The organism is Candidatus Acidiferrales bacterium, from assembly GCA_035515795.1.
Classification (GTDB): Bacteria; Bacteroidota; Ignavibacteria; order Kryptoniales; family JAKASW01; genus JAKASW01.
On sequence record DATJAY010000025.1, the window covers coordinates 48441 to 60573 of the forward strand.

Below are 12133 nucleotides of genomic sequence, written 5' to 3' on the forward strand. Positions count from 1 at the left end.
TCATATTGGAGTAGAAATGTCTAAACTTGTTTTAGTCCGCCATGGTGAATCGCAATGGAATCTTGAAAATCGTTTTACCGGCTGGGTCGATGTACCACTATCAGAGCGCGGTGTCAAAGAGGCGGAATCTGCCGGCGAGAAATTGAAAAGTTACAGGTTTGATCTCGGATACTGTTCCAAGCTCAAGCGTGCGATAGATACCCTGAAAATCGTCCTGCAGAAAACCGGACAAACCAACCTTCCTGTTGAATATGATACGGCGCTTAACGAGAGACACTATGGTGATCTTCAAGGCTTGAATAAAGCAGAGACAGCAAAGAAGTATGGGGATGAACAAGTGCATATCTGGAGGAGAAGCTACGACGTTCCGCCTCCAAACGGTGAGAGCCTCAAAGATACAGCGGCCAGGGTTCTACCTTACTGGAAATTCAAGATTTATCCTGATGTCAAGGCGGGGAAGGAAATTCTAGTCGTCGCGCATGGAAACAGCCTACGTTCACTCGTGATGTTCCTCGACAACATGACGAAAGAGCAGGTGCTTGAGTTGAATATTCCAACCGGCGTCCCGCTGGTTTATGAATTCAGCGGCGAGAAGGTTCTCAGCAAAAAATATCTGGAATAAAACTCCGTAACATGCTAAATTTAAAGCCCTTGGCGGAGTAGCTCAGTTGGTTAGAGCAGTGGAATCATAATCCACGTGTCGGGGGTTCGAATCCCTCCTCCGCTACGAATCCCCATCAAAACGGCCTTCGTTCGCATGCCAACGGTTTATTATTTAAGATTTCTGAAGCAACGTGGACGTTCAGAACAATTGCAGGTTAGCCGTCTTTGCGCTAAATTAGTGTTTGGCATTGTAAGTTTCATGGTCGCAAACACCATGAGGCTTTCTCTTACAGCACAGTACAAAAAAGGAGTCATTATGAGTGCTAAGACAGTTGAAAGGTTGCTTGCTGTACTGCTTTTGGTGGTTTGGGTTCTCCTGTTGGTACGGGCGCGCGCCCTTAATCCGGCTGCATTTTCTGAAATGCAAGCCATCATCATTTTGGGATCCCTGGCAGTGTTAGTGGTTGTTGTTTTGTCTTTTGCCATAAAGCATCGTCTGCCTGTTCAGAACAAGGCAAAAGATAATATCGTCGCCGAATCAACAAATAAGTGATTCCAGTTTTGAAATTGTCGCTTTGACCGGCGGTCATTCTAATTGGACGCCTGCAGTATCCGGCGTTCCTTGCTAGATTTCAGAATTGCAGAGATTTAGATCCCGGGTGTCGCGAACCTCCTGAATGCGCCAGCTTCTGTCAAAGATCAACTGCAAGGTTTGATCGACTTTGCAGGTAGGTACAGCTGCATTTTTCCTTCAAGACAAAACCAAGAGATTAAATCAACAATGAAACGATTTATCGCATCGTTTTGCGTTACAGTCGTGGCAATATCTCCATGCTGCTCGCAATCACTTGATAGTTCTTTCGTCTCAGCGCTTTTTCGCGGACATGATGGCACGTTTGTCCTGTGCGATAAAAACAAAGGCGAATATTTTAGATACAATTCTAAACGTTGCGCCCAACGTTTCTTGCCTGCCTCGACGTACAAGATTCCAAATGCGCTGATCGGATTGGAGACCGGCGTAATTCCGGATTCGAATTACGTCATAAAGTGGGACGGCAACCCTGAGCCCATCAAGGAATGGGAACGAGACCACGATTTGAAGTCGGCTATTCAGTTCTCGGTTGTCTGGTATTTCCAGGAGCTCGCACGAAGGGTAGGCAGAGAACGAGAGCAGCGCTGGCTTGATACGCTCGATTATGGCAACAAAATAATCGGCGACAGTGTCGACCGTTTCTGGTTAGATAACAGTCTGAGGATCTCCGCCGACGAGCAAGTTGAATTTCTGAAGAAGCTCTATGGTGAGACTCTTCCATTCTCAAAACGTTCGATGAAGATTGTCAAAGATATAATGTCGTCGGAGCAGATCGGAAAGGCAACGATTAAATTCAAAACCGGAACGGGTCATTTCGAAGACCCCACCGACAGAGCTACACATTTTATCGGATGGCTCGTGGGATATGTCGAGCGCGAAGGCGAGGTTTATGTTTTTGCATTCAATGTTGACGGAAAGGATTTTGATGAAGTCTCCCGCCTCAGGGATTCAGCTCCCGTGGAGATCATGAAAGAGGCGGGGATCCTGTGATGAGCTCGTCATCCCTCTAATTTTTTGGGCGGATGTCGGCCACTGCTTCTTCGACGGTTTTGAATTTAAATTGAAATCCATCTTTGGATAACCGTTCGGGAACAACGCGCTGACTGACAAGTATCGTTTCTTCCGCCAATTTTCCGAGGAAAAGTTTTACTAAACTCTTCGGGATTCTGAAAAGAGTCGGGCCAATTTGTTTGCAGACTTCGGTCATTCTTGCAGGAACCGGGGCCACGAGATTGTAAATTCCGCTTGAGGCTGAATTCTTGATGAGGAAATAAATTGCGTTGATTTCGTCTTCATAATGAATCCATGGCATCCACTGTCTCCCCGAGCCGAGCATCGTTCCGGTGTGATATTTGTAGGACGAAGCGAGTTTTGGAAAAGCTCCACCACCCGAAGAAAGCACGACGCCGCTTCTGATTATGACGCACCTTACTCCTGAGGTTTCGACAGCTGCAGTCGACTTTTCCCATTCCCTCGCGACTTCTGGAAGAAAGCCACTCCCGCCCTCTGAATTCTCCGTCAGAATTTCCTCTCCGCGTGTACCATAATATCCTACGGCCGATGCCTGAATTAAGACCTGCGGCGGGTTCTTCATCAGACGGATGAGTTCACTGATTAATTGCCCGCCTTTCACTCGGCTGTCCTTTATCTTTTTCCGTTTATTTTTTGTCCAGATAGAAGAGCCGATGTTTTCTCCCGCCAAGTTTACGATTGCATCGGAATTGTCCAGCTCTTTCAAGAGGCCGTTCATGTTGTTGAATGACCACTCGATCGCTTCGAGTCTGTTTCCTAATAAAGACCTAGCACGGCCCGGATTGCGAGAGAGTGCGATTACTCGGTTGTTTTCCTCAATAAGGAAATCGATAAGGCCTTTCCCAATAAAACCGGTCGCTCCGGTGACTGCAATTTTCATTCTGTGTGAAAATATAACATGCGTCTGACAGAGAAAGTACGGTAATCTTAGGCTCCTATTTGACTGTCAATCAACCTGAACCGTTTCGTCGCGCGCTATTTGACTTGTGGTTGTGTTCCTAGTGAGTGGCGGAAGTATCTTTTTCCCGGCCTGATCGTCTATTCTGAGGCGTGTAAATCCAAAACAGAATTTTAAACTTTAGAAGATGTAGGAATGTCAAACAGTAGTATGTCTGTACCAAGATTGTCTTTAGTTTTTACATTCGCTCTATTCTGCTTTGCGTCGTCATCAACTGCAATTGCTCAGAATTATTCAATACGAGGCAGGGTAATTGATGAGAACATGTCAGCTTTGCCCGGAGTTTTGGTCCGTTTGATCGGGTTGTCGGATTCTGCTAAGTCCTATGCGGCTTCCACAGATTTGGATGGCACTTTTGCGTTCAAAAATATTTCGCGACAATCTTATCGACTTGACTTATCGGCAGTCGGCAGGAAAAATTTCTCAACGGTCATCAAAGTGGTTGACAGAAATATCGACATCGGGGACTTGTCAATGAAAGAGTCTGCGATTCCAATGCACGGCGTCACGGTGGAGGGCCGTGTCCCGTCGGCGATACAAAACGGGGACACGACGGAATTCCAGGCAGTCGCGGTCAAGATGAACCGTGATGCAACTATGGAGGATCTGCTGACGAAGTTGCCGGGGATCGTCGTCACGAACGGCACCGTGACAGTCGGCGGCGAAACCGTCCAGCGTGTCCTCGTCGACGGAAGACCGTACTTCGGCGACGATCCGACTCTCGCGATTCGCAATCTCCCTGCTGAGGTGATCGACAGGATCCAGGTTTTCGATCAAATGAGCGATCAAGCGCAATTCACAGGTTTTGACGACGGGCAGTCGGTGAAAGCCATCAACGTCGTCACAAGACGAAACAGGCCCAATTTGAATTTTGGGAAATTCACCGCGGGTTATGGAAGTGATGATGGGAGATACGATGCCGCCGCTAACATGAACATGTTTGACGGCAACAGCAGAATATCTTTGCTCGGCTCATCCAATAACGTCAACCAGCAAGACTTTTCTACACAGGATATTCTCGGAGTGATCTCTTCGAGAAATCAGACGTTCACGCCTGGAGCGGGTGGTGCTTTCGGAGGGAGAGGCCAGAGACGGGTAAACCCGTTTGGACGATCCGGCGCGATAAGCTCCAACAACCAGTTCGTTGGACAGCAGCAGGGAATTAATAACACCAGCATGATTGGAACAAATGCCTCAGACAGCCTGGCAGACAATCTCTTTGCACAGGGAAGTTATTTCTTTAACCGCGTTGGCAACCAAAACAATCAATATGATCACCGCCAGTATCTTCTCGGCGGTGATTCGACAAGTCTGTATGATCAAAATAGTAACGTCGCAAGTACCAATTATAACAACCGTATAAACGGCCGTCTCGATTATGCCGCAGATCCGTCAAACAAATTAACGATACTTCCGGTCCTATATTTCCAATCTAATCGTGCCAACAATTTTCTCGATGCGACGACCTCACAAAACGAAGACACTTCGACTAATACGAATTCCCTTAATAACGGCTACAATCTTACCGCGCATGCCATATATCGGCACGCCTTTGATTTGCCTGGGAGAACTATTTCCATGGATTTTGGTGCCGGCGCGAATAGAAAACATACCAGCGGGCTTCTTTCTTCAGCCGACCAATATTATGGCATCGGTCCGAACGACAGTCTTTCGCAGCAATCAGACTACCTATCGAATGTCGAGACGGTGAGCGCCAATCTCATCTACACCGAACCGACGGACGTCAACGCAATGGCTGAACTTACATATAACCCATCGTTCACCCGGAACACTGCTTATAAGAACACATACAATTTCGATCCCTTAACGCATGGGTACACCGATTTCTATTCCCCGCTTTCAAATTCTTATTCGGATAATTATATGACACAGAAAATCAGTTTCGGGTATCGATGGCGCAGTTCGGGTACCGTGGGCCGCGGGATCGGACCGAGCGGAACGGGATGGAACCTTATGGCGAATCTATCCTATCAGTATGCCGAACTAAACGGTGATGATTCAACTTCTACAAAGATGAGTATCACGAAAAAGTTTTGGGACTTTCTTCCAAGTGTTCTAATCAACTACACGTCGCCTGACCACAGGAATCTCAGGATTTTTTACAGGACGTCTACAAGCGCGCCGGCGGTCACACAGCTTCAACAAGTGATCGACAATTCCAATCCTCTTCTTCTCACGACGGGCAATCCTAATTTGGCCCAGTCGTACTCGCACTTGCTTCTTGCAAGATACAACCTCACGGCGCTCGGCCGAGCTAGGAGCATGTTCCTTCTTCTATTTGCTACATATACGCAAAATTACATCGGCAATGCAACGATAATTCCATCCCGCGACACCGTCTTATCGGATGGAACAGCGTTGACGCAAGGGACACAACTGACATATCCGGTGAATTTGAACGGTTATTGGAGCGTACGTTCTTTTTTTACCTATGGACTCCCGTTCGATCTAATAAGCAGTGCGCTGAACCTGAGCGCCGGCATGACGTACAACCGGACTCCCGGCATGTTGAATAATGTGGTAAGCGATGCTAATACAATCGGACCAAACGCGGGTTTCGTGATAGGAAGCAACATCAGTCAGGATTTCGATTTTACTATTTCATACATGGGGAGCTACAATTTCGCGATGAATTCTCAGCAGACGACCGGCAACGCCAATTATTATTCGCATACCGCTTTGTTGAAGTGGGTTTGGGAATTCTGGAACGGAATTGTTCTGAATAACCAGTTGAGCAACCAGATTACGAGCGGACTCGCTCAGGGTTACGACCAGAATATTTTGCTGTGGAATCTCAGCCTGGCGAAAAAGTTTTTTGCGGATGAATCTGGCGAACTGCGTGTTTCCGTAAACGATCTCCTCAGTCAAAACAAAAGTGTGAACCGATCGGTGACGGATACCTACATTGACGACACCCAGAATGAAGTTCTGACGAGATACGTCTTGGTGAGTTTCAGTTATACCGTGCGATGAGTTGCAGCCTCGTGCGATCCTGCGATCAAATATCGAACAACAGCCCGCACGAAAGATAAATTATCGGACCGGCCTTTTCCTGCTCGGGAATTATGTATCCAAACCCTCCTTCAAATATAAATCTCTCGCCGGCGGCAACTCTCGCCTGTGTTCCAAGATTAACAATCGGGAACAATGCATTTGGCGGAATCTGGTCGCCCGTACCAAAGAGACTTCCCGGATAACCTTTTGCGGCTCCTAATCGGAGAGACGCGTAGTAATTCCATGTCGTCTCTCTAACCGTACCAATTGTCAGTGCGACATCGCCATTTGCACTCTTGCCGTCGGAATCGTCAGCGAGTCCGAGGCCAGCCTCAACCCGAATTCTTTCGGACACCTGATATCTTCCAACAACTTTTGCGGTCAGTGTTCCTTTCCCATTATCGCTTCTAACTACTCCTACCACATCTATTCCAAGGTCAAGATTCTCCGCCACGCCGCGTTTGTATCTTCCGAACCATCCCTGTCCGCCTGAATGTGCGCCTGGAAAGAGTGCGAAGCCGGTCCCGACGGCGAGTCCGACCTCGGAATGGCCGGTGTCGACGACCGCCGGCCCACCGTATGTAACCAGCGGAGACGGCGGTGCGAAAGTTGAGCATCCCTCAAGTAACGAAAACAAAAGCACGATGACAGAATACTTTACCATGCTGCGCTCCCTCTCAGAACTTTAGTTTCTTTTACTTTTTTCTTCCGCTGAAAACTGCAAGCTCCAGAAACTTGAAGTAGCAGTCTACGTCCTGGTAGCCGATCTTTCGGAGCCACTCGCACTGTCTCTCGACTGGCGCAAGTACGTTTGCCTCCTTATCGGGCCGGTTGTAGAATTCTCTCGCCACTTCCGATCTCGTAAACTTCTCACCTTGTTCAGTTTTCAGTTCATGGATTGAGTCGACGAATACTTCGTCGAACACCTCGTGCGCCCATGTCGACTTCGGCAGCACGTGTTCCATGTTAATGAACATTCCACCGTGCCGCAACAGTTTGTACACTTCGGAGTAGATGCACCTTTTTCTGTTGTCGGGTTGATGATGAATTGAGAAACCAGAGACGACGACGTCAAACGGAGCTCGATGCGAGACCAGCTGAACCCACTTTAGATTTGCATAATCGAACGTGATGAAATCCAAATTTTTCGAATTGTCTCTTAATTTTTGTTTTGCGGCGTCGATCATCGGATCTGCAAAGTCGAGCAAGACTCCTCTTGATTTCGGATACATTTGCAAAATCGAAGCTGCTAATATTCCGTCGCCGCAACCCAGATCGAGAAAGCATCTCACTTCCCGCCTCATCATTTTGATCAACAACATCATCACCTGGATTTGTTCATTTGCCATAGGAATCGCGCCGCGGATTCCGGTCAAATACATTTTTGCTAATTCAGGCGACTTCCAGACTTCTGCCGTCTTTTTCCGCATAAAATAATTGTACTCCGATATAATAGTTTAAATTATTCATTTGCATATTCAGTCACAACTATTCTAGTTTAATACTAGTGCGAAGTCGGATCATTTGCTATGTATTGATAACCAGTGTAAGCGGCGGCTCGGTTGTTTCCAGCTTGACTTTGAAAATTTACGCTGCTAAACTAGCAGCGTAAGATATTAGGTAATTGGCGAATAAAATATTGAGGAGAAAACATGCGACTGCGGACAATTATTTCCATCGTGTTTGTGCTCATTCTTTGTTCTGTTGCTGCATACGCTCAAGAGCGTTCGTTTCTTTTCACAATGACTCAGCCCGGACCGAACGAGCCGTCGTTTGTCCATTATGATGCGGCTTACGGGCGCCAAACTTTTGAGCCGTTCGGGTCAGATGGTGTCGAACAAAATCTCGGTCTCCAGGCAAATCTTGGAGAGACGCTCACATTATCTGCGTACCTTGGGATGGCTTTGAATGGCGGAGCAGGCGAGACAACTCAACAGGCCGAGTTGCTGTGCCGTATTTTGAAAACCACCGATGCTGGCATCGATTTTTCCGCAGGATTGGGATTCCGTCACGAGTACAGTGGCACGGATGTCCTTCTCGGGAGATTTATTGTTGGAAGGCGGATCAATCAATGGGACGCCTATGGGAACTTGATTTTCGAGCACGCATTCGCCCCGAATCGTGATGACATTGATTTGACTTCAACTCTCGGCCTCTCACGCGAGATAACCAACGGTGTTCGGTTGGGAGTCGAAGCAGTGGGGCAGGACCTTGAGGGGTTCTGGACGCCGGATGAAGCAGAAGGAGGGGCTGTTGTTTTTATCGGTCCCGACGCAAGCTTAGCTTTTCCTGGAACGCCATGGAGCCTTGTTGTCGGAGGAGGCGCCATTATCAGGGCGACGTATAGTCCCGAGGGCAGCAGTGCATTGAGAGCTTTGCCAGAGCCGCAGAGCAACGGGTTTATCGTTCGTAGTGTATTATCATATGGATTTTGACGAAGACCGTTTTCAGAGGATAGATTGAATGGCATCGTACTTAACCCATTCGGTCTGAATAGAGGGGGATGTTACCGAGTAAATCTTCGTCTTAGAAGCCAAAGCTCATCGTTGCACTGACAAGCGCCGGGGAAATAAGTTGATAACCGTTGACGTGAGTCATGACAGGAATTCTCAGATCCGCATAGAGATTGAGCTGCCGGGCCAAGTTCACTTCGACGCCTGGTGAAACATAAATTCTTTCATATCCGGTGTTGGAAGGATCGGCGTTCTCACCGCTGTCCGTGCCACGGAACGAGGCGATAAGTTGGAGCATGGGAATAATCCTGTATGTTTGCTGTAGGTTGTCGTAGTGTGCGCCTAGACTCAGATCGAAGCTATCTCCAGGTCGATAGCCTTCACGATAGTTAAACGCATGTTGCCACAGTGCCTGTGCGTACCATCCCCAACCGGTTTCCTGCCCCATCTGATAACCGCCAAGGAGCAAGTCCGTGGTTCCGCTTCCTATTTGTGTGTCCCTATCCATGAGCGATTCGCTGAATGGTCCCGTTGGGAGCTTCAATCCCAATTGAATCCCCGTCGACATGTCCTCGGATAATCCTGTATACATGCCCATTACGCGCACATCGCCTAATGCCATGTGATCAACGGACGCTAAGTCTCCTGCATCATCTATGGTCTTGAAATACCTGTTCCAGATCGGAGCCTCAATCATCACTCCCCATTCCCTGTCTATCATGTCCTGAAAACCCAGCGTGTAGAAATTCGTGCGGATCTGCTTATCTCCGTTGGAATCCGGCGATGCAATCCCCCAATTATTCCAATCTTCGTTTTGGTTCATAAAATTATAAAGCAGAGATAGCTTGTATCCTGGTGAAATCGGCATCATCCACCTTGCGCCCACCGAAAAAACGCTGCACCCGCATGCACAGGCTAAGGTCGTAGTCGGCAAACACAGACCTGCAATTAACATCGATACAATAACTTTGTTCCAATTGTCCATAGAATATCTTGTTTATTGGTTTAACAAATTTTGCTGTCTCAAGTTCCGAATACTCTTGCACTCTCAAACGGTTTCTTTATAATCCGGCATTCACTGAGATGGCAGACTCCATGATTTCACTTTTGTACTGTTGATTATCTCGAAAGGGCGTGTTACTTTTATAAAAAAGGTGCCACGTGAAGAACGGTCAATTAATTAGGTTCGGGGTCTCTATGGAGGACGAGCTTCTCGAAATGTTCGATAAGATAATCGACAGAAGAGGCTATACTAATCGGTCGGAAGCGATCCGCGATTTCGTCAGAGAGAAAATAGTCGAAGAAGGAATCCACGATGCGAATTCTCTCGCGTTTGGTGTCCTGTCGTTCGTTTATGATCATCACGTCAGGGAGCTCGAAGGGAAACTTACCGATTTCCAGCATGAGCACTTCAAGAGCATCGTTTCAACATCCCATATCCATATCGACCATGACAATTGTCTGGAAGTAATAATTTTGAAAGACAAAGCCGGAAAGATAAGTGAAATAGCTGACAAGATGTTGAGCTATAAAGGGGTGAAGCACGGTAAGTTGAGCCTCACGCTTACGGGAAAAGAATTCTAACATCAACAAAGGAAGAAATCATGAATTATCTTAGGTACATTTTATTATCATTGATTGTTTGTATTTCATCTGCATATTCTCAACCGCAGAAATCCGATTCGACAAAGACGTACTACACCGAGCCGGTCGTGGTCACAGGCACGCAAGAAGGACTGAGCAGAAAATATGTGCCAGCATCTGTTTCTGTCGTTACCTCATCTGATCTGCAGTCGAGCGGTCAGATATCATTATTGGATGCACTGAGTGAAGAGGTACCGGGGCTGTATGTTCCTCAAAGAGGCGTCATCGGTTATGGAATAGAAAATCCTGCTGGGACGATAAGCATCCGTGGCTTAAGTGGAAATCCGAACACACAGGTGCTTGTGATGATCGACGGAGTCCCGCAATTCATGGGGCTCTACGGACATCCACTTCCCGATTCCTATCTTAGCCAGGACGCTGTGAGAGTCGAAGTGATTCGCGGACCTGCAAGCATGCTTTATGGGACAAACGCAATGGGCGGAGTGATCAATATTATTACAAAGAAAGCTGAACAAAACGGAGTTGAGTTCACAGGCGGAGCCAGTTATGGATCGTTCGATACGCAGGAGTATAACGGCGGGCTCGGTTATAACGACGGTAGATTTAATATTCTCGTATCCGGTGACCATGACCAGACCGACGGAAGCCGATCATACTCAAGCTTCAACACCAATGACGGTTATCTGAATGCGGGATACAATGTCGATGAGAATTTTGATCTCCATGCGACAGGAAGTATTAACAAGTTCAAAACATACGATCCAGGACCGGAATCGGCGCCATTGATTGACAACTGGTTCGACATTCTTCGAAGCTCGGGCAGCATTTCTCTCGATGATAAGTACGCCCAGACAGACGGATCTCTGAAATTGTTTTACAGCTACGGACATCATTCGATCTTTGGCGGCTTTCTTTCTGACGATAGAAATTTAGGCGGTGTAATATATCAGAACTTCAGGCCGTTTGAGGGTAACGTTATCACTGTCGGTGAGGATTTTCAGCATTATGGTGGAGGTGCTTATGATGCGAGTACCGATTACGGCATTCATTACATCGATGAGTCTGGAATCTATGCGATGGTAGAGCAGTTCCTTATGGATCAGATCATGGTCGATGCCGGTGCGAGGTTCGTGCACAATATTACTTTCGGAAATCAGATCGTGCCGTCGGCAGGCATATCATGGGGCGCGACAAATTCCACGACCTTGAAGGCATCCGTGTCGGAAGGCTACAGAAACCCAAGCATAGGTGAGCTCTATATCTTTTTCCCCTTGGAGAACCCTAATTTGAAGCCGGAAAAGATGTGGGACTATGAAATCGGCTTGCTGCAAGGTGTGAGCGATCGCGTCGCCGTTGAGTTGACAGGATTCGTCGAAAAGGGAAGTAACCTTATCGAAGGAGGGTGGGCCACTTTCTCGCAATTTGTAAACTCCGGCAGCTTTACTCATAAGGGCATCGAATTCGGCGGGCACTGCGTACCAATTGATGGGCTGAAGATAAATGCAAATTACAGCTTTGTCGAACCCGGGCAGGAGACCTATGAAACTCCCAAGCACAAGTTGTTTGTCGGGGTTAATTACGTTTACGATCGTGCTACTGCCAATCTGACTTTCCAGCATATCGCAGTGCTCTATGGTGCCGACGGATCACAGGAAAAACTTCCTGACTATACATTGCTTGGCGCACGTGTCTCTTATCAGGTTGCAGAATTCGTGAACGTTTATGTCTCTGGAGAAAATCTCTTCAACAGCAGTTATCAGACAATTTACGATTACCCGATGCCGGGCAGAACGCTGTTTGCAGGATTGAATTTGAGTCTCGGAACGCGATAAAGGTTCTGGATTAAAATTATCAACAAAAATGAAAGAGTATAAA

The 12133-nt window shown here is 47.3% G+C and carries 11 protein-coding genes and 1 tRNA gene; 8 read left to right on the plus strand and 4 right to left on the minus strand.

Translation table 11 applies throughout. From position 1 onward, the window contains the following. The first annotated feature begins 16 nt into the window (after positions 1–16). The 4 genes from VLX91_10640 to blaOXA all read left to right on the plus strand — a co-directional run bounded on the left by VLX91_10640 (position 17) and on the right by blaOXA (position 2185). Positions 17–622, plus strand: a complete 606-nt coding sequence (locus VLX91_10640; protein ID HUI30665.1) for a 2,3-bisphosphoglycerate-dependent phosphoglycerate mutase — start codon at positions 17–19, stop codon at positions 620–622. Positions 623–653: 31 nt separating this feature from the next. Continuing rightward, positions 654–727: transfer RNA gene (locus VLX91_10645), tRNA-Met, on the plus strand. Between the two features lie 30 nt (positions 728–757). Next, on the plus strand, positions 758–1156 hold the full coding sequence (locus VLX91_10650; protein ID HUI30666.1) for a hypothetical protein: 399 nt from the start codon (positions 758–760) through the stop codon (positions 1154–1156). A 228-nt stretch (positions 1157–1384) separates the two neighbouring features. Further along, entirely contained in the window at positions 1385–2185 is an 801-nt protein-coding gene (gene blaOXA / locus VLX91_10655) for a class D beta-lactamase (GenBank protein HUI30667.1), read from the plus strand. Positions 2186–2201: 16 nt separating this feature from the next. On the opposite strand, the gene VLX91_10660 is transcribed toward blaOXA, so the two are convergent. Further along, entirely contained in the window at positions 2202–3107 is a 906-nt protein-coding gene (locus VLX91_10660; protein ID HUI30668.1) for a TIGR01777 family oxidoreductase, read from the minus strand. 213 nt (positions 3108–3320) lie between these two features. Between VLX91_10660 and VLX91_10665 the strand changes: the two genes are divergently transcribed. Next, complete coding sequence (locus tag VLX91_10665) at positions 3321–6179, plus strand: outer membrane beta-barrel protein (GenBank protein HUI30669.1); 2859 nt, start codon at positions 3321–3323, stop codon at positions 6177–6179. Between the two features lie 25 nt (positions 6180–6204). On the opposite strand, the gene VLX91_10670 is transcribed toward VLX91_10665, so the two are convergent. Next, on the minus strand, positions 6205–6864 hold the full coding sequence (locus VLX91_10670; protein HUI30670.1) for a hypothetical protein: 660 nt from the start codon (positions 6862–6864) through the stop codon (positions 6205–6207). 31 nt (positions 6865–6895) lie between these two features. Further along, positions 6896–7630: a class I SAM-dependent methyltransferase gene (locus VLX91_10675; protein ID HUI30671.1), complete on the minus strand. Its 735-nt coding sequence runs from the start codon at positions 7628–7630 to the stop codon at positions 6896–6898. 222 nt (positions 7631–7852) lie between these two features. On the opposite strand from VLX91_10675, the gene VLX91_10680 reads away from it, so the two are divergent. Next, positions 7853–8635, plus strand: a complete 783-nt coding sequence (locus VLX91_10680) for a hypothetical protein (GenBank protein HUI30672.1) — start codon at positions 7853–7855, stop codon at positions 8633–8635. Positions 8636–8726: 91 nt separating this feature from the next. Here VLX91_10680 and VLX91_10685 read toward each other — a convergent pair whose 3' ends face one another. After that, complete coding sequence (locus VLX91_10685) at positions 8727–9476, minus strand: hypothetical protein (protein ID HUI30673.1); 750 nt, start codon at positions 9474–9476, stop codon at positions 8727–8729. Between the two features lie 338 nt (positions 9477–9814). On the opposite strand from VLX91_10685, the gene nikR reads away from it, so the two are divergent. Both nikR and VLX91_10695 read left to right on the plus strand, forming a co-directional pair. Next, positions 9815–10237 (plus strand): nickel-responsive transcriptional regulator NikR, encoded by a 423-nt coding sequence (gene nikR, locus VLX91_10690; GenBank protein ID HUI30674.1) that lies wholly within the window; start codon positions 9815–9817, stop codon positions 10235–10237. Positions 10238–10257: 20 nt separating this feature from the next. Further along, entirely contained in the window at positions 10258–12090 is a 1833-nt protein-coding gene (locus VLX91_10695; protein ID HUI30675.1) for a TonB-dependent receptor, read from the plus strand. Positions 12091–12133: the final 43 nt, after the last annotated feature.